Source organism: Enterobacter sp. BNK-29 (assembly GCF_048684785.1).
GTDB lineage: Bacteria > Pseudomonadota > Gammaproteobacteria > Enterobacterales > Enterobacteriaceae > Enterobacter > Enterobacter cloacae_M.
This window is the reverse complement of sequence record NZ_JBLQTU010000001.1, coordinates 2,374,231-2,392,397: the sequence shown is the minus strand read 5'-3', so window position 1 is coordinate 2,392,397 and position 18,167 is coordinate 2,374,231. Positions and strand designations below refer to the sequence as shown.

General features: G+C 53.6%; 20 protein-coding genes. 10 read left to right on the top strand and 10 right to left on the bottom strand.

The features are described 5' to 3' along the window. Positions 1-102: 102 nt before the first annotated feature. The 3 genes from ghxP to soxR all read right to left on the bottom strand — a co-directional run bounded on the left by ghxP (position 103) and on the right by soxR (position 3,170). Positions 103-1,452, bottom strand: coding sequence for a guanine/hypoxanthine transporter GhxP (gene ghxP, locus ACMGGX_RS11420; protein ID WP_029740208.1), 1,350 nt, complete (start codon positions 1,450-1,452; stop codon positions 103-105). A 294-nt stretch (positions 1,453-1,746) separates the two neighbouring features. After that, positions 1,747-2,418 carry a glutathione S-transferase family protein gene (locus ACMGGX_RS11415; protein ID WP_126797417.1) on the bottom strand — a complete coding sequence of 224 codons (672 nt, stop codon included), beginning with the start codon at positions 2,416-2,418 and terminating at the stop codon, positions 1,747-1,749. Positions 2,419-2,711: 293 nt separating this feature from the next. After that, positions 2,712-3,170: a redox-sensitive transcriptional activator SoxR gene (gene soxR / locus ACMGGX_RS11410; protein WP_023310057.1), complete on the bottom strand. Its 459-nt coding sequence runs from the start codon at positions 3,168-3,170 to the stop codon at positions 2,712-2,714. 98 nt (positions 3,171-3,268) lie between these two features. Between soxR and soxS the strand changes: the two genes are divergently transcribed. Next, on the top strand, positions 3,269-3,595 hold the full coding sequence (gene soxS, locus ACMGGX_RS11405) for a superoxide response transcriptional regulator SoxS (RefSeq protein WP_013095071.1): 327 nt from the start codon (positions 3,269-3,271) through the stop codon (positions 3,593-3,595). 6 nt (positions 3,596-3,601) lie between these two features. Here the strand turns inward: soxS and ACMGGX_RS11400 are convergent, their stop codons facing one another. Further along, on the bottom strand, positions 3,602-5,167 hold the full coding sequence (locus ACMGGX_RS11400; RefSeq protein ID WP_032662576.1) for an EAL domain-containing protein: 1,566 nt from the start codon (positions 5,165-5,167) through the stop codon (positions 3,602-3,604). A 646-nt stretch (positions 5,168-5,813) separates the two neighbouring features. Here ACMGGX_RS11400 and ACMGGX_RS11395 point away from each other — a divergent pair. Beyond that, positions 5,814-6,095, top strand: a complete 282-nt coding sequence (locus ACMGGX_RS11395; protein WP_008503385.1) for a YjcB family protein — start codon at positions 5,814-5,816, stop codon at positions 6,093-6,095. Between the two features lie 62 nt (positions 6,096-6,157). Here ACMGGX_RS11395 and ssb1 read toward each other — a convergent pair whose 3' ends face one another. Beyond that, positions 6,158-6,688, bottom strand: a complete 531-nt coding sequence (ssb1, locus tag ACMGGX_RS11390) for a single-stranded DNA-binding protein SSB1 (RefSeq protein WP_023310055.1) — start codon at positions 6,686-6,688, stop codon at positions 6,158-6,160. Positions 6,689-6,939: 251 nt separating this feature from the next. Between ssb1 and uvrA the strand changes: the two genes are divergently transcribed. After that, positions 6,940-9,762: an excinuclease ABC subunit UvrA gene (uvrA, locus tag ACMGGX_RS11385; RefSeq protein WP_029740212.1), complete on the top strand. Its 2,823-nt coding sequence runs from the start codon at positions 6,940-6,942 to the stop codon at positions 9,760-9,762. Between the two features lie 3 nt (positions 9,763-9,765). On the opposite strand, the gene ACMGGX_RS11380 is transcribed toward uvrA, so the two are convergent. From ACMGGX_RS11380 to tyrB, 4 genes are all read right to left on the bottom strand, one after another. Beyond that, positions 9,766-10,119, bottom strand: coding sequence for an MmcQ/YjbR family DNA-binding protein (locus ACMGGX_RS11380; protein WP_023310053.1), 354 nt, complete (start codon positions 10,117-10,119; stop codon positions 9,766-9,768). 2 nt (positions 10,120-10,121) lie between these two features. Continuing rightward, complete coding sequence (locus ACMGGX_RS11375) at positions 10,122-10,538, bottom strand: secondary thiamine-phosphate synthase enzyme YjbQ (RefSeq protein ID WP_024906721.1); 417 nt, start codon at positions 10,536-10,538, stop codon at positions 10,122-10,124. 113 nt (positions 10,539-10,651) lie between these two features. Next, the gene (aphA, locus tag ACMGGX_RS11370; protein WP_063440753.1) at positions 10,652-11,365 is read right to left on the bottom strand and encodes an acid phosphatase AphA; all 714 of its coding nucleotides are present in this window, start codon (positions 11,363-11,365) and stop codon (positions 10,652-10,654) included. Positions 11,366-11,683: 318 nt separating this feature from the next. Further along, the gene (tyrB, locus tag ACMGGX_RS11365; RefSeq protein ID WP_420298374.1) at positions 11,684-12,877 is read right to left on the bottom strand and encodes an aromatic amino acid transaminase; all 1,194 of its coding nucleotides are present in this window, start codon (positions 12,875-12,877) and stop codon (positions 11,684-11,686) included. A 206-nt stretch (positions 12,878-13,083) separates the two neighbouring features. Between tyrB and ACMGGX_RS11360 the strand changes: the two genes are divergently transcribed. The 6 genes from ACMGGX_RS11360 to ACMGGX_RS11335 all read left to right on the top strand — a co-directional run bounded on the left by ACMGGX_RS11360 (position 13,084) and on the right by ACMGGX_RS11335 (position 16,033). Further along, complete coding sequence (locus ACMGGX_RS11360; RefSeq protein WP_029740216.1) at positions 13,084-13,641, top strand: DUF2589 domain-containing protein; 558 nt, start codon at positions 13,084-13,086, stop codon at positions 13,639-13,641. Positions 13,642-13,716: 75 nt separating this feature from the next. Next, positions 13,717-14,319 carry a DUF2589 domain-containing protein gene (locus ACMGGX_RS11355; protein WP_126797420.1) on the top strand — a complete coding sequence of 201 codons (603 nt, stop codon included), beginning with the start codon at positions 13,717-13,719 and terminating at the stop codon, positions 14,317-14,319. Further along, entirely contained in the window at positions 14,319-14,768 is a 450-nt protein-coding gene (locus ACMGGX_RS11350) for a lysozyme (RefSeq protein ID WP_047059578.1), read from the top strand. The genes ACMGGX_RS11355 and ACMGGX_RS11350 overlap by 1 nt, the downstream gene beginning before the upstream one ends. 18 nt (positions 14,769-14,786) lie before the next feature. Further along, positions 14,787-15,269 carry a ribonuclease gene (locus ACMGGX_RS11345; RefSeq protein WP_420298373.1) on the top strand — a complete coding sequence of 161 codons (483 nt, stop codon included), beginning with the start codon at positions 14,787-14,789 and terminating at the stop codon, positions 15,267-15,269. A gap of 65 nt (positions 15,270-15,334) precedes the next feature. Then, positions 15,335-15,742 carry a hypothetical protein gene (locus tag ACMGGX_RS11340; RefSeq protein WP_033144411.1) on the top strand — a complete coding sequence of 136 codons (408 nt, stop codon included), beginning with the start codon at positions 15,335-15,337 and terminating at the stop codon, positions 15,740-15,742. Further along, positions 15,743-16,033 carry a hypothetical protein gene (locus ACMGGX_RS11335; RefSeq protein ID WP_032662594.1) on the top strand — a complete coding sequence of 97 codons (291 nt, stop codon included), beginning with the start codon at positions 15,743-15,745 and terminating at the stop codon, positions 16,031-16,033. It begins immediately after the preceding gene. A gap of 84 nt (positions 16,034-16,117) precedes the next feature. Here the strand turns inward: ACMGGX_RS11335 and ACMGGX_RS11330 are convergent, their stop codons facing one another. Then, positions 16,118-16,711, bottom strand: a complete 594-nt coding sequence (locus ACMGGX_RS11330; RefSeq protein WP_223862650.1) for a response regulator transcription factor — start codon at positions 16,709-16,711, stop codon at positions 16,118-16,120. A 317-nt stretch (positions 16,712-17,028) separates the two neighbouring features. Between ACMGGX_RS11330 and ACMGGX_RS11325 the strand changes: the two genes are divergently transcribed. Next, positions 17,029-18,159 carry a hypothetical protein gene (locus tag ACMGGX_RS11325; protein ID WP_063440744.1) on the top strand — a complete coding sequence of 377 codons (1,131 nt, stop codon included), beginning with the start codon at positions 17,029-17,031 and terminating at the stop codon, positions 18,157-18,159. Positions 18,160-18,167: the final 8 nt, after the last annotated feature.

Here is an 18,167-nt window from a genome sequence, read left to right as displayed (position 1 = left end):
CTTTTATTCTATCTTCTCCAGAGTAACGCAAAAGGCAACAGGATGAGTCCTGAAAATAAAAACGGGCGGCCTGAGCCACCCGTTTTCGCATCAATGGATAACTTAGATTGCCCAGCCGCCCGCGTAGAACGCTACCAGCGCAACAGCGATAACCACGGTGCCGACGTTCAGCTTGCGCCACTCACCGGAGACCAGACGACCAATCACCAGCGACGCGAAGCCGATCATAATGCCGGTCACGATGTTACAGGTCAGCACGATGAAGACCGCGGTAATCAGGCCAGACATAGCGTCCACGAAATCCGCAAAATCGATTTTCGCCACGTTGCTTAGCATCAGCAGGCCAACGTACATCAGCGCTGGCGCGGTCGCATACGCCGGAACCAGATAGGAGAGCGGAGAGAGGAACAGGATCAGCATGAACAGCACGCCGACGGTGATCGCCGTCAGGCCGGTTTTACCGCCTGCCGCCGTACCCGCTGCGGACTCGATGTACACCGCCGCAGGCGCCGCGCCCACCAGGCCAGAGAAGACGCTGCTCAGGGAGTCAGTGGTCAGCGCTTTGCCGCCGTCAATAATCTGACCGTCTTTATCCAGCAGGTTCGCCTGACCGGCCACCGCACGAATGGTACCGGTCGCGTCAAACACGGCGGTCATGACCAGCGCCAGCACGCTTGGCAGGATCACCGGGTTCAGCGCGCCAACGATATCCAGGCTGCCAATCAGGGAGTTACCTTTGTCATCGCTCAGCGACGGCATAGCGAAGATACCGGAGAAGTGTACGGTCGGATCGAAAATCAGGCCGACAATAGAAACGCCGATAATGGTTAGCAGAATGCCGCCCGGGACTTTCAGTTTTTCCAGACCGATAATCACCGCCAGACCGATCAGCGACATGATCACCGGGAAGCTGGCGAAGTGGCCCAGCGCCACCGGCAGACCGTCCAGCGGGTTCTTGATGACCAGACCAACGCCGTTGGCGGCGATCAGCAACAGGAACAGGCCGATACCGATGCCGGTACCGTGCGCCACGCCCTGCGGCAGGTTGCGCAAAATCCAGCTACGGATGCCGGTCGCCGAAATCACGGTAAACAGCACACCCATCAGGAACACGGCCCCCAGCGCAACCGGTACGCTGATGTGCTGACCCAGCACCAGGCTGAACGCGGTAAACGCGGTCAGAGAGATGGCGCAACCAATCGCCAGCGGCAGGTTCGCCCACAGGCCCATCACGATGGAGCCCACGCCGGCCACGAGGCAGGTCGCCACAAAGACGGCCGCTGGCGGGAAGCCTGCTTTGCCCAGCATGCCCGGCACAACGATGACGGAATAAACCATCGCCAGAAACGTTGTCAAACCGGCAACAATTTCCTGGCGCACGGTGCTGCCGCGGGCCGAAATTTTAAACATGGCGTCAAGTGAACCGCCAGTACGCGCAGATGGCGTAGACATAGAAAACATCCCCTGAGAGTTTTTTAGGAAGTCCGTAAGCGAGGTGGAGACGCCACTGCCAGCTGAACGTCAAATCCTTGTGTTGCGTTTGTGACGAAAGGGCGTCACAAAAAAAGCAAACGTTTAGCTCCGCGCTTACAAACGGGTGGTCAAATTAAGGCAAACGATTATCTAGCGTAATCCCCGCCCTTTTCAACTGAACTTTCTCGTTTTTCGCTAAAATTCACTTATGACGCTGAAGAAATAAACAGAGGATGCGCAAACGTTATCGTCTATGCGCAATTTGTTTACATTTCAGTCCTCGCCCGGGATAGATAATGGGCCACCCTGTTCCAGGGTTCTTTGCCAGCCTGGGGTGTTCTCAACTTTTGTCTTCCATGCCTGAATATGCGGCAGATTAGCGATACCGCCGCGCGCCAGCAGCGCAAAGATCGGAAAGCTCATCTGGATATCGGCCATGCTGAGCGAATCCCCGGCAAACCAGCTGTTTTCGGCAAGATGTGACTCAATAAAGCGCGCATGGGTCTCCAGCTGACGGTTGAGATACGCTTTCTGCACCCCCTGCCCCAGCGCTTTGCCCAGGGTTCTGATACCAAACGGCACCGGCGGCTTGCCGAGGCTGTTGAAGACCAGCTTCATTAACAGCAGCGGCATCAGCGATCCTTCGGCGTAATGCAGCCAGAAGCGGTATTGCACCTTATGCGCGGGATCCAAAGGCTTAAGCCGCGACTCGGCATCGTACGTTTCCTGCAGGTATTCCAGGATGGCGCCAGACTCCGCAAGGATCAGCCCGTTATCTTCGATGACCGGCGATTTGCCCAACGGATGCACCTTTTTGAGAGCCTCCGGCGCCAGCATGTTCTTTTCGCGCTGGTAGTGGACGATCTCATAAGGCAGGCCGAGTTCTTCCAGCGCCCAAATCACGCGGTGCGAGCGCGACTGGTTAAGGTGGTGTACCGTGAGCATGGCTTTCTCCTGTTATTCATACTTTTTAACTATAGAAAATTGAACAACACCGCGAAAAAAATTCGTCTAAAAAACGGTCGGTGAGGCTGGCGAAAAAACGGGTCTTGCATAGAATTAAAGTGTCAGCACAATCCGGAACCTCCCCAACCAGCTCGACACTGAGGGGTGCTGACGTCGGGGGAAACCCTCCCGTGAACCAGCGGGATAGAGTGAAAGACAAAGACCGGGAAAAACTAAAGCGCCCTTATGTGGCGCTTTAGTTCTTTATTATGCTTTTTGCCGGCCGCACAAACTCAATCCTCTTCCAGCAGCCGCGCCCCCGTCCCCTGCTCGCCCAGCCTGTCGCCAGGGTTACGCAACGGACAATCGCTACGCGACAGGCAGCCGCAGCCGATGCAGCCATCCAGCTCATCACGCAGGACGACCAGCGTATGAATACGCCGGTCCAGCTCTTCACGCCACTGGGACGACAGCTCTTTCCACTCTTTCGGGCTCAGCGTATGCCCTTCCGGCAGCACGCCAAACGCCTCGCCGATGGTGGCCAGGGGAATTCCGATTCGTTGCGCAATTTTGATAATCGCCACGTAGCGGAGCACGTCTCGGGTATAGCGGCGCTGGTTGCCGCCGTTGCGGATGCTTTTAATTAACCCTTTGCTTTCATAGAAGTGGAGCGCCGATACCGCAACGCCGCTTCGCTTTGCCACTTCGCCGGGGGTTAACAGCGCTTTAATTCGCGGCAATCTCTTTTCCATAAAACCTCTTTACCTCAAGTTAACTTGAGGAATTATACTCGCCCGCAGAGAAAACGACGAATTAACCGAGATAGTTGTATCTACAGAGGGGCAACCTTATGTCGCATCAGCAGATTATTCAGACGCTTATTGAATGGATTGATGAACATATCGACCAACCGTTGAACATTGATGTGGTCGCTAAAAAGTCGGGCTATTCGAAATGGTATTTACAGAGAATGTTCCGCACGGTCATGCATCAAACGCTGGGCGAGTACATTCGCCAGCGCAGACTGCTGCTGGCGGCGCAGGCGCTACGCTCAACGCAGCGGCCCATTTTTGATATCGCGATGGACCTTGGCTATGTGTCGCAACAAACCTTTTCCCGCGTGTTTCGCCGCGAGTTTGACCGCACGCCGAGCGACTATCGCCACCAGTTGAATTAATCACCCTTAGTGCAAAGGCTGCTGCTGCCAGGTCATAAATTCCTGGGGCGGCATCGCTTTCGCGAAGTGCCATCCCTGACAAAACTGGACGCCGCGCTTCAACAGCCAGCTCACCTGCTCTGCCGTCTCTACCCCTTCCGCAATGGTTTTCAGCCGCAGGCTTTGCGCCATCTCGATAATATGCTCGGCGATCAGGTGGCTGGTACTGTTGGTCGTTAAGGTATCGATAAACGATTTATCGATTTTCAGAATATCCACGTTCAGCGAGTAGAGATTGTGCAGGTTCGAGTAGCCGGTACCGAAATCATCGATCGCGACTTCATAACCCGCCTGACGGAAAGCCTGAATCACCGGCGTGGTTTTTGGCACATCGATAAAACCGCGTTCCGTCACTTCTATTTTGATTTGCTGCGCACGGACGGCGTAGTGGCGGGCCTTGTCGGAAATCATGGCGATCAGCCGCGAGGAGTGGAAATCCGTGGCCGACAGGTTAATCGAAATATAGAGATGCGGATGCTCGGCCAGGAAATGGCCCAGATCGTTGAACACCTCCTCAACGACATAGTCCGTAATCCGCTCGCTCATTCCCTCACTTTCCGCCAGCGGGATAAACTCAGCCGGGCTCATCACCTGCCCGTTAAAGCCAGGCCAGCGTAACAGCGCCTCCGCACCCACACACTGGTTATTCTTAATATCAATAATCGGCTGATAGTGGACGCAAAGCTGTCGTTTGTTCAGCGCGCGGTGCAGTAAGCGCCCCGGCGAATTAAGCTCTCGATGGGTACGGGACCATACCAGCAAAATAATAATGCTGCAGATCATGCCCAGCGGCAGCGTCAACGTCGCCTGGTGATAAAGCGTTTCATAAAAGCGTTTATTCGATGTCGACACAATGGCCGCAATCGGTCTTTTGGGAGATGTTACGATCGTATAAAAGCGGTTATCTTTTTGAAATACCGATTCCTTATCCCGAATCATCGAATTTAATAAAGAAACATTGGCTTTCTGGCTGACGGAAAAGAAAGCATTGGTTACCGTGTCGTACACACCCCAGGAGAGAGAATGATCCGCGGACATGACTTCGCTGTATGAAAGCGGGTTGACGACAACCACATAATTTCCGCGCTGCATATATGTCATTTTATAGCCAGTATAAAATGGGGTGTCGCGATAATAATAGATAGCGACGTCAGGTTTACGCGTGTAATTAGCGACAGGAATGGCGTAGGGGTGATCCGGTGTAAAAACGGTCGAACAAAGAAAATTCTGACCTTCAGCGTAAATTAAATCGGCGACAAACAGGCGGCCACGAACAACGTTCAGCATATATTGACGGTGTCCCGGCGTGCAAAGCTCACCCTGATATTTTACTGCCTCGTCCCTGGCCAGCTCAACCTGTTGAATAACCAGCTCTGTTTTGTCTAAAGCCAGTTCAGCAAATGTGCGTAGCTGGGCGCTTGTTTCAGAAACGGCTCGTAGCTGGGCAAACCATAGCGCAAGCATCACCGGCAGCATAACTACCATGATGATCCCTACCACCCTGAGCATTTTGCGCCGCGCGCTACGATTCATTTCCCGCCCTATATCCCTGCATGTTGTACGCCTGTAGTAATGAAGGCCGGATGCTTTGTTAAACAGGTGATTACGTTGCATGAATCATGCGAAGTTAGCAACTGACTTTTAGTATTAAAAATCTTAAATTTCGTTATGCCGATAATATTTTCCCGTAAGTTAAACTGTAAGTATTCGTTCCGTTTCAATTAAGGAAAATAATTATCCAGCCCGTTAGGGCTGACGGGAAGATAACACAACAGACGATCGTTGATTAAGCCAAACGTCTGACAGCATGAAAAAAGTACAACTTCATCGGGTCGTTTTATGCTATTTGCTCAGAGGCATTGTGTTCGTTGATTTATAAATAGTCAGCCTTCACCACAATATTTTCAGGATTGGGTGAGAATAACGCCCCTCTTATAAAAACCGAATTTGCGGTATCACCACCTGCCCGATGTGCGTTTCCGGCGCGCTGTGTGCCCACCGCCTCATGCGCCGAAGGCAGAACCAACCCGCACAATCGCCTTTTCTGAAGAATAAAATCCTCTTTTTTGATCGCTCAGACACTGGCGAATAAATCAACAAACGTGATATAGTTCACACATATTTTGTAACGAGAAACACCGTTTCATTCAGTTCGTCTGTTTTGTAGAGGATGGGTTTTATGGCAACCATTACTACCAGCATGGTTCTCCTGCGCTGGCCTTTGTTGAGTGCGGTACTGATGTTTTTAGCCAGCACGCTGAATATTCAGTTTCGTAAATCTGACTATGCGGGTCTTGCTGTCATCAGCACCCTGCTGGGGCTGGGTGCGGCCTGCTGGTTTGCAACGGGTCTGCTTGGCATCACCCTGCTGGATATCGCCGCCGTCTGGGAAAATATTAAAGTGGTGATGGTTGAGGCGATGAGCCACACGCCGCCAGACTGGCCGATGGTGATTACCTGATCCCTGACGGAATAAAAAAACCCAGACGATAGTCTGGGTTTTTTGTTTTCAGCACACGGAAATCAGAACGGAATGTCGTCGTCGAAATCCATTGGCGGTTCGTTAGACGGCGCCGGAGCAGACTGCTGCTGCGGACGAGACTGTGCGCCGCCGCTGAACTGGTTGCCGCCCTGCGGCTGCTGAGGCTGACCCCAACCGCCCTGCTGCTGGCTCTGACCGCCGCCAGCCGGTGCGCCACCGCCCTGACGGCCACCCAGCATCTGCATGGTGCCGCCCACATTGACTACGACTTCTGTGGTGTACTTCTCAGCGCCGGACTGATCGGTCCATTTGCGGGTACGCAGCTGGCCTTCGATATAGACCTGAGAACCTTTACGCAGATACTCACCGGCCACTTCGGCCAGTTTGCCAAACAGCACAACGCGGTGCCATTCGGTCTGCTCTTTCATCTCACCGGTCGCTTTATCACGCCAGGATTCGGAAGTAGCCAGCGTAATGTTGGCAACTGCGCCACCACTCGGCATGTAGCGTACTTCCGGGTCCTGGCCCAGATTACCGACGAGAATCACCTTGTTTACGCCTCTGCTGGCCATGTTCGTGTCTCCTGAATACGTTTCTTAATAGTGTAAACGCGCGAGTGTACCATTTCCACGCGGCAATTTGCATAGTTGCGTAGTCGGTTCAGAAATCTCTCGCGGACTCGGCATTGTTACACAGCCAATCAGAAAATGCATTCCAATACTGTATATTCAAACAGGTCAAATTGTGTCATAATTAGCCGTTTCTGACAGCCGTTTGTCCTTCAAACAAATCAGGCAATCCGTGTTCCAACCGGGAAAGGTGAATGGATAAGATCGAAGTTCGGGGCGCCCGCACCCACAATCTCAAGAATATCAACCTCATAATCCCTCGCGACAAACTCATTGTCGTGACCGGGCTTTCGGGGTCTGGCAAATCCTCACTGGCTTTCGACACTTTGTATGCCGAAGGACAGCGTCGTTACGTTGAATCGCTCTCTGCGTACGCGCGTCAGTTCCTGTCGCTGATGGAAAAACCGGATGTCGACCACATTGAAGGGTTGTCCCCTGCTATCTCTATTGAGCAGAAGTCCACCTCGCATAACCCGCGTTCAACGGTCGGTACTATTACCGAAATTCATGACTACCTGCGTCTGCTGTATGCCCGCGTAGGCGAGCCGCGCTGCCCGGACCACGACGTCCCGCTGGCGGCCCAGACCGTGAGCCAGATGGTGGATAACGTGCTGTCGCAGCCAGAAGGCAAACGCCTGATGCTGCTGGCACCGATCATTAAAGAGCGTAAGGGCGAGCACACCAAAACGCTGGAAAACCTGGCAAGCCAGGGCTATATCCGCGCCCGTATCGACGGCGAAGTGTGCGACCTGTCCGATCCGCCCAAGCTGGAGCTGCAGAAGAAGCACACCATCGAAGTGGTGATTGACCGCTTTAAGGTGCGCGACGATCTCGCCACGCGCCTGGCGGAATCATTTGAAACGGCGCTGGAACTCTCTGGCGGCACGGCCGTGGTCTCCGACATGGACGACCCAAAAGCGGAAGAGCTGCTCTTCTCCGCCAACTTCGCCTGCCCGATTTGCGGCTACAGCATGCGCGAGCTGGAACCGCGCCTGTTCTCATTCAACAACCCGGCGGGCGCATGCCCGACCTGTGACGGCCTGGGCGTGCAGCAGTATTTCGACCCGGACCGCGTGATCCAGAACCCGGAGCTGTCGCTGGCGGGCGGGGCCATTCGCGGCTGGGACAAACGTAACTTCTACTACTTCCAGATGCTGAAATCGCTGGCGGAGCACTACAAGTTCGACGTCGAAGCCCCGTGGGCGAGCCTGAGCCCGAACGTGCACAAAGTGATCCTGTTCGGTTCCGGCAAAGAGAACATCGAGTTCAAGTATATGAACGATCGCGGCGATACCTCCGTGCGCCGCCACCCGTTCGAAGGGGTGCTGCACAACATGGAGCGCCGCTACAAAGAGACCGAATCCAGCGCGGTGCGCGAGGAGCTGGCGAAATTCATCAGCAACCGCTCCTGCGCCACCTGTGAAGGCACGCGTCTGCGTCGCGAAGCGCGCCATGTGTTTGTGGAAAACACCGCGCTGCCGACCATCTCAGACATGAGCATCGGCCATGCGATGGACTTCTTCAACAACCTGAAGCTCTCCGGCCAGCGCGCGAAAATCGCCGAAAAAGTGCTGAAAGAGATCGGCGATCGCCTGAAGTTCCTGGTGAACGTTGGCCTGAACTACCTGACGCTTTCCCGCTCGGCTGAAACGCTCTCCGGTGGTGAAGCCCAACGTATTCGTCTGGCGAGCCAGATTGGCGCGGGCTTAGTCGGCGTGATGTACGTGCTGGATGAGCCGTCCATCGGCCTGCACCAGCGCGACAACGAGCGTCTGCTCGGCACGCTGGTTCACCTGCGCAACCTCGGCAACACGGTAATTGTGGTCGAGCACGATGAAGATGCGATCCGCGCGGCTGACCACGTCATCGACATTGGCCCAGGCGCTGGCGTACACGGCGGCCAGGTGGTCGCGGAAGGGACGCTGAAGGACATCATGGCGGTGCCCGAATCGCTGACCGGTCAGTTCATGAGCGGCAAGCGCAAGATTGAAGTGCCGAAACAGCGCGTAGCGGCAGATCCGGAAAAAGTGCTGAAGCTGACCGGCGCGCGCGGCAACAACCTGAAAGACGTCACCCTGACGCTGCCGGTTGGCCTGTTTACCTGCATCACCGGCGTGTCCGGTTCCGGTAAATCGACGCTGATCAACGATACGCTGTTCCCGATTGCGCAGACGGCGCTGAACGGCGCGACGCTGGCCGAGCCTGCGCCGTACCGCGATATCCAGGGGCTGGAGCATTTCGATAAAGTTATCGACATTGACCAGAGCCCGATTGGCCGTACTCCGCGCTCTAACCCGGCAACCTATACCGGCGTCTTCACGCCCGTACGTGAACTGTTTGCTGGCGTGCCGGAAGCGCGTTCACGCGGCTATACGCCAGGACGTTTCAGCTTTAACGTTCGCGGTGGCCGCTGCGAAGCATGCCAGGGCGACGGCGTGATCAAGGTTGAGATGCACTTCCTGCCGGATATCTACGTGCCGTGCGACCAGTGCAAAGGCAAGCGCTATAACCGCGAAACGCTGGAAATTAAGTACAAAGGCAAGACCATCCACGAAGTGCTGGACATGACCATCGAAGAGGCGCGCGAGTTCTTTGACGCCGTCCCTGCGCTGGCGCGTAAGCTGCAAACGCTGATGGACGTGGGCCTGACCTACATTCGTCTGGGACAGTCCGCCACCACGCTGTCCGGCGGTGAAGCGCAGCGCGTGAAGCTGGCGCGTGAGCTGTCAAAACGCGGCACCGGTCAGACGCTCTACATTCTGGACGAGCCGACCACCGGCCTGCACTTTGCCGACATCCAGCAGTTGCTCGAGGTTCTGCATCAGCTCAGAGACCAGGGCAACACCATCGTGGTCATCGAGCATAACCTGGACGTGATTAAAACTGCGGACTGGATTGTCGATCTCGGCCCGGAAGGCGGCAGCGGCGGCGGTGAAATTCTCGTCTCCGGTACGCCAGAGACCGTTGCAGAGTGCGAAGCCTCGCACACCGCGCGCTTCCTTAAACCGTTGCTGTAATTGTCACACGGAGAGTTGCTGTCGGGTGGTTTCCGGCAGCAGCTCAACCGCCTGCTGATAGGACGCGTCCACCAGGTAGTAAATCTGCGAGCCTGGAATCGACCCATCCAGATAGACGGTGCTCCAGTGCGCCTTATTGAGGTGCTTGCTCGGCCTCACGTCATCATGCTGCTGACGTAGCAAATCCGCCAGTTCAGGGCTGGTTTTCAGCGACGCCGCCGGACGGCCTTCCACCTCTTTCACCATCGCAAACAGGACATCTCCCACTTTAATCTGCGTGGCTTTCCAGTCGCTATGAACGCTCTGCTCCGCGCCGGGCTTGCTCATGCAGTACTGAAGTATCTCCGAAATTGTCATCTTTATTCCCCTTGTAGCGTGGCGATAATTTTACGCGAACCACCGTGAATGCGATGCTCTCCCAGCCAGATCCCCTGCCACGTTCCCAACAGCAGCCGCCCGTTGTGAACCGGCAGCATCAACGATACGCCCAGCAGGGAGGATTTAATATGCGAAGGCATATCGTCCGCCCCCTCATAGTCATGCTCGTAAGGCGCGTTGTCCGGGACGCTCTTCAGGAAATGGTGCTCCATGTCGGACCGGACGGTGGGATCGCAATTTTCATTAAGCGTGAGAGAGGCGGACGTGTGCTGAAGCAGCAGATGCAGCAAACCCGTTCTGACGCGCGACAGATCGCGGAGTTGCCCGATGACTTCATCCGTCACCAGGTGAAATCCGCGTGGTTTAGCGCTTAAGGTCAGAGTCTGTTGGTACCACATGTGCTGCTCCGTATTGAAAGATGAATCTTTCTAAGTGTGCAGCAAGAAGACGAAAGGTAAAACCCGCAGCAGCGAGATTTGATTAAAAAAGAGCCAAACTCGCTGCCGGGTACTTAATACTCCGAATTGACGATCACCTCTTCGCCAAACTTTCCGGCCATCGGAAGCGGTCGATACGTGGAGTTAGAGGCACGTAACACCCTGATCCCTCTGGCACCCACATCCTGTGCGGCGGTAATGTCGTTATCCGAATCGCCGTAGAATACTTTGATATTTTTCTTTTCCAGCCACTGTGTTTTGGTGTTTTGCCCTTCTTTGTCACCGGCAAAAATGACCGGATTCATGCTGGTCGCCGGGATCTGGAAATCATCCTGCAGCGTTTTGGAGACGGTTTCGGTTTTGGTCTGACTGCGGCCGGTGACAAAGTAGATGCTGTCACCGCGCTTCACGTGCATGGCAATAAGCGCACGGGCAACCTCTTTCGGGATGCTGAATTCGTCCCAGCCGTTATTCATTTTTTCCCAGAATTCCGGGTTCTTCAGATACGCTTCGCTGTCCGGTGAATACGTTTTCTTCCCGCGCCAGAAGCCGGGGCTTGAGAACAGCACGGTATCGTCAATGTCAAAGCCCACGGCCATTGGCGCACGGCCGATCAGGCTGTTTTCGATTTGGGCCACGGAAACCCAGTGAATGGGCGCCTGCTCGGCAAGAATGGCGGCGGTGGTGCCGGTGTAAAGCGGCGTCGGGGCAGAAGCTCGCGCGACGACGGCGCTATTAAGCGAGAACAATAAGCAGGCGGCGCTGAGCGCCAGTGTGATCTTGCGCATATTTTCCCCTGAATATTCAGTTTGTTATTGTTTTAATTTGAGCGAATGGTCAAAAAACTATCCGACCATAACCCCAGCGGGAGGTGAAGGGAAGGAGTTTTTGCTTATGAAGCTGAATAAAAAGAAGACGATCACAAAGCGCCGGGCAAGGTTTTTGTGCGGCCTGATGCCCTCACCCCAGCCCTCTCCCATAGGGAGAGGGAGAACAACCAGCCCGTAGGCCCAGTAAGCGAAGTGCCACCGGGCAAGGTTTTGTGCGGCCAGATGCCCTCACCCGACCCTCTCCTACAGGGAGAGGGGGAAGCGAATAGTAAGTACTTACATTACAGCAGTAAACGCCTGCGCCACGCGATGAACGTTGCTGGCATTCAGTCCCGCCACGCACATACGGCCGCTGGCGATCAGGTAAACGCCGAACTCTTCGCGCAGGCGATCGACCTGCGCCGCGCTCAGTCCGGTATAGCTGAACATCCCGCGCTGCTTGAGCAGATAGTCGAAGTTATGTCCCGGCACGGTCTCTTTCAGCACGTTAACCAGCTCCTGACGCATGGACAGGATGCGCTTACGCATCGCTTCCACTTCGGCAAGCCAGGACGCTTTCAGCTGTTCGTCGCCGAGAACCGTCGCCACCACCTGCGCACCAAAGTTTGGCGGGCTGGAGTAAATACGGCGCACCGTCGCCTTCAGCTGGCCGAGCACGCGACCCGCCGCTTCGGCGTCTTCACAAACCACGGACAGACCGCCAACGCGTTCACCGTACAGGGAGAAGATTTTAGAGAAGGAGTTGCTGACCAGAGCTGGCAGACCTGCGCTGGCCACGGCGCGGATGGCGTAAGCATCTTCTTCCATGCCCGCGCCAAAGCCCTGGTAGGCAATGTCGAGGAACGGAATCAGGTCGCGGGCCTTCAGTACCTCAATCACCGCATCCCACTGGGTGTTGGTGAGATCCGCCCCGGTCGGGTTATGGCAGCATGGATGCAGCAGTACAATGCTGCGCGCTGGCAGGGTGTTCAGTTTTTCCAGCAGCGCTTCAACGCGCACGCCGTTCGTTTCGCTGTCGAACCACGGATAGGTCGCCACTTTGAAACCTGCGCCCTCGAAGATCGCAACGTGGTTTTCCCACGTCGGGTCACTGACCCACACGCCTGAATCCGGGAAGTATTTTTTCAGGAAGTCTGCACCCACTTTCAGCGCACCCGAGCCGCCCAACGTCTGGATGGTCGCCACGCGCTTTTGCGCGAGCACTGCGTGCTCGGCACCGAATAACAGCGGAGCGATGGTGTTGCGGTAGGCGTTTAACCCTTCCATCGGCAGATAGAGCGACGCACCGTGTGGAACAGCGTTCAGACGCGCTTCGGCTTCGGCAACGGCTTTTAATTGAGGAATGATGCCATCCTCGTTGTAATACAGACCGATGCTGAGGTTCACTTTGTCGCTGCGAGGATCTTCTTTGAAACGCTCCATTAAGGAGAGGATAGGGTCGCCGGCATAGGCGTCAACTTTCTGAAACACGCGATGGTTCTCCGGAATTCGATGAGGCAGGGATTTCAACAATAAACCGGAATATCACTCAACACCACCCCTTAAGATTATCCTGCGATCGGCATAGGTTTTTTGCGTCCTCTCGCCATGCCATTTACCCAATATTTTCCCCTTCTCGCTTTCCGTAATGTGGCTCCTGCGCAACCGCGCATTCACTGATTCAAGGAGTTCGCATCATGGATTCACAATTTATTGGTTCAGTTATTAACGCCCTGCCGCTGGAACATATGATCGGCGGTCCGCTGCAGGCGATGATCAAAGCACAGGTCCAGGCGAGCAAGGCCTATACCGACTTCCTGCTCTCCGTCTGTATTAAAGACGGCAAAGCTGTCGCGATCGAGTTCGACTACGACGAAACCGTGGTAGACGAACAGGGGGTCAATAAAGGCAGCGTGACCCGCAAGATGAGTATTCCGCTCCTGGCGGCGGTCACCCACCCCATCATCTGCATCGAGGACGGCACCATCGACTTTGAGCTGGAAGTGAGCCAGAGCGAAGCCAGTTCCAGCAGCACCGAAGCGGAGGCTTCCGTGGAAGCGTCCATCGGCTGGGGCGTTTTCAAAGCGAAAATGACCGGCAAGGTCTCCCATAAATCGGAGCAGACCCGTTCGACCGATACACGCGCGAAATATTCCATTCATACCCAGATTAAACGCCAGGAGCCACCTGAAGCTCTGCAGCGCGTGATTGATTACCTGACCAACGCCAAAACCAAGCCTGTCGCCGCGCAATAATCTTCCACGCCGCGACATACGTGCGATTCCGTAACGCAGGGGCTACCCGGGTAGCCCTTTTTTCAGGAGCGAAATATGTCTTTTAAAAAATGGCTGCGCGGCGGCAAGGATGAGGAGCCGGAAAACAAGACGGGCAAAGAGGATGAAGGCACGCCGCCGGCACAGGAAAACACGCCTCCAGCGCCTCCAGCCGATATTCCCGGCGTGCCGATCTCGCTTGAAGATATCACGCGCGGGATGCAGTACGCGGCCACTGCGGCCAACGAACTGATTGCTCAGCAGTATATGAAAGCGCTGGATCCCTTTTTCGAACCCGCAGAAGACGGTTCGTTAATTCCACGCACGGTACAGCTGGCGCTGGATGAAAAGCACTACTTTGACCTGCCCTTAGTCGCGCTTTCAACACCGCGCGGGCTGATGCTGGAAAAGATGAAGGTCAACCTGACGATCCGCACGGAAGGCATGCAGGCGCCTTCCCGCCAGTCCGGTGAAAACGAATTTGGCCGCTTTCACGTCAGCCTTTCGCCTTCCAGCGATAACAAAGGCGGGCGTGACAGCCGCCACGTCGATGTAGAGATGCAATTTACCGCACTTGAGCCACCGGAAAGCGTCATGCGTTTGATTGACGAATACACCAACAAGGTGATTCCCCGCCCGAAAGCAGAGGAGACTCCGTAATGCAAAAACAACCAGAACGTACAGGTGACAAGGGCATTCAGCTTATTTGCCAGTTTGAAGGGCTGAGGCTGGAGCGTTATCGCGATGCCGTAGGTTTATGGACCATCGGCTACGGCCATTTGATCCTCAAAGAGGAGATGGAAAAGCTCACCAAAATTACCACCGGCGAAGCCAAAGATCTGCTGCGCAAAGATCTGAAACGCACCGAGGACGGCGTGAAAAAACTGCTGAACAACGCTTCGACACAGAACCAATTCGACGCGCTGGTTTCGTTCGCCTTCAACCTTGGCGTGGGCAATTTAAAGAAATCCACGCTGCTCAAAAAATTCAACGCAGGCGATATCCAGGGCGCCGCACTGCAGTTCAAAAGCTGGAATAAGGCAGGCGGTAAGGTTTTGACCGGGCTTACCCGACGCCGCGAGGCGGAAATGAAGCTATTTCTTAGTTAATTCAACAGGAAAATTACAATGAAACCACTATCCGTAGTGAAAATGGCCGTACTGTCTGTTTCGTTATTCAACGTGTTACAGGCAACCGCCGCCATGCCAACCTGCGAAGAGGAAATAAAGGAAGCCAACGCCTTTTTATCTTCTCAGGGTATGGTGCCCGTCAATAACGTGACCGATCTGGCGACAACGCTTCGTCATATAAAAAATTTTGGGCGCCTGCCCGATCGCTATATCACCTCGGAGGAGGCCAAACGCCTCGGCTGGTCGGGAAGTGAAAGCGAATCGCTTTGGGGTCTTAAACCCACCAATCAAAAATGGATCGGTGGCGATAAATACAGCCATCGCGCTCTTCCTGTCAGTCAGCCCTGGCTTAGCGCGGATGTCGATGTCGTGAAGGGGTATCGCTCTCCCAAGCGTCTGATTTACAGCCTGTCAGGGCAGCAGCGCTTTATTACGACCGATAAGTATCAGCATATTGTTGAGCTGGATCCCTGCCAATAATAAGCGCCCGTTACGATAATAAATCCCCTTTTCCGAGGGGATTTATCCTTGCAGAGGATGAACATATGTCTGACATCTATCTCCCGACCCTCATCAGTGAAGCCTTGCTGGCTTTTTCAGGTTTATTTGGCGGCGTCAGTATCTCGTTTTTCTGGCAACCGCAGCGATTGCACCAGCACAGCCGATTTATGGCAGGCATTATTTTTGGTGGAATCAGCATGGGCGCGGCCGTCGCATTAGGTGGATTAGCAGCCCGCTGGTTAAAGATAGACCTTAATCAGGCCGATATCACGCTTGGTTTAGGGTATATCCTCGGGGCAATGAGTAATGGCCTGATCGTCTGGCTGGCAAACTTTTTTCGCCGGCATGAACAACGCGATATTTTTGATGTTGCAAGCGTCATCAAAAGTAAAGTCAGACATGAATCACTTTCTCCGCCTGATTTAACCCACAACAAACCCGATGGAGAATAAATGCTTAATATAATGAATGGCTGGGTGCTTCCCTTTATTATCTTCGTCGACCTGATAACATCGCTGCTGATTTTGTTTGCCGCCTATAGCCGAAGAGTCCATGCCCTGCCGGTAATGTGTAAAATTGGCTTAGCCGCCCTCGCCTTTGGTTTTTTTGGTGAAAGCAGCTTAAACATGAAATTTATTCTTACCGGTGCTGATATACTGAGTGACAGCTTTCCATTCTGGCTATTGCAGGACTTCGGAACGCTGGTGGTGGTGATATATTATTTCAAATCTCAGTACCGTTAAAAAACAAAGCGCAACAGAGGTCTGTCTGTTGCGCTTTTCTTTTAACGCATTTTGACTGCAGCCCTTCGCTTTGCTGAAAAGCGGCTAATTAGACATATATTTAAAATAGAGCATTGCGGCCTGTGTCCGATTGTTGACCTGTAATCGGTGAAAGATGGATTCAAGATGTACTTTGACCGTACCTGCACTGATATTCAATTGCCGGCTGATCTGCTTATTTGTTCCTCCATTCGCCAGCAGCTTAAGAACTTCCTTCTGCCGACGACTCAGGGAGTAGATCGGCAAACCACCAGTGGGTTGTTCTCGCTGGACCACGGCTTGCTCCGGAAAACAGACCACCCCCGAGGAAACCATGCAAAGTATCTGGCTGATTTTCTCGGCAGGGAGATCCTTGGTAAAAATGCCCTTAATGCTTTGGCGGATGTAGAAGTTGAATATCTTATCCGTCGTTTTTCGTAACATCACCACGATCGGTAGCTCAGGCCAGTTTGTCATCAAATTAGTGATAAAATCACGGCACTTCATTTCACCATCCAGCAAAATAATGCTGACCGGCATAGAGGTTAAAATTGCGTGTGCATCTTCAAAATTGTTCGCTGCAAAAACAGTGCATTCCGGCATTACGCGTTCCAGCTCTGTTTTCATACCGTGAATGAAGATCGGTAATTCATCGATCATTAATATATTCATCGTAGCATAACCCCGTGTGAAATCTATTTTCTTAGGTTATTCAACCAACTTATTCCGAAATTAAGTATGCGTGCTATTACAAAACTGTAAAAACAGCATTCGGCATAAGGCAAACGTCATATACCCAAAGCAAAAACTTAAGCAGTACTACACATTAAACATAGCCATGTTTAATTGAGAACTACCTTATCATTATCAAAAATAGCCTGGGCTTAATAGCATATTCCCCGAAAAATTGCTGACACATATTATTTAACTGCACGCGTGCCATCCACCTACATATTAATATTTCAATGAGGTCATTTATGACAATACTAACAGTGTATTTCTGTGGTACTGGATCTAATAAATTTGATGAGTCTCATGCTAATTACTGGAACGGCGAGCTCATCTCTTCTCTGGCAGCCAATAACAAGGGTAAAGAGTTCGCCGAATGGGTCATTCTTGATGGCCCGGGGAGCGGCAATCTACAAAGCGATGAGCTTTGGGTCAAAAGCGGAGAATATTCTCAGCTTCGTGCCCAGCTTCTGGGCAGCGGCTGGAACGAGAATGTTCAGCATGCGATTAATATTATCAAAGGCCACGTTGACTGGCAGCGTGAGAAGCTCACAAAAGAAAACTATGAGCAGCTTAAAAAGGCGGGCGTGCCTATTCAGGACGTTGAGGTTACCGGTTCCTTTTGGTGGCGCAAATATGACTATGGCGATCGTAAAGTGACCCAGCAGGCGCTGCAGCAGCAAATCATCAAAACCTTCCGCCAGGGTCAGATCCTGCCCACTCAGGTGAACCTTGTTGGGTGGAGCCGGGGCGGAATTAGCTGTCATATGCTTGCCAATGCAATGCTTGCCGATCCCCTTTTAACGACGATTCCGGTGAATATTTTTGCGGTCGATCCGGTTCCGGGTATGGGTAATTTCCAGGCGGACAAAGTCACTCTGGGCAGCAACGTGAAGGAGTATGTGGCTTTCTATGCCAGACATGAGCGGTCAAAAGGTTTCTCGTGCGTCATTCCACAGACCGATAGCGCGACAAAAGTACATATTTATCCCATGTCTGGTCGCCACGCTACGCTGGTGGGGAATGCTTCGGCCAATGGGAATAGCGGGGAAAAAGTGGTCCATGAGCCCGGCACGATCGTGCGTCATTTTGCAGAAGTTTGCCTGCAAAGATGGGGCGTCACGCTGGATAAAAAGCTCAATCTGGATGGAGTGCAGCTGCTGGAATTGCACCAGTCCATTCAGCGTAACGCTCCGCTATTCGCCGAGATGCAAAAAACGGTGTACACCATTTCGGAAAACGATGGAGGGGAGCGCTATGTCTCACTGGGCAGCACTGGAAAACGGTTCTCGTCCATCCAGGGTTCGCGCTTCAGTCCGGAGTCAGGGCTCGCGTCGGATTATTTGACTAATCAGGCGATCTATAACGTGTTGAAATAAGCGTTACG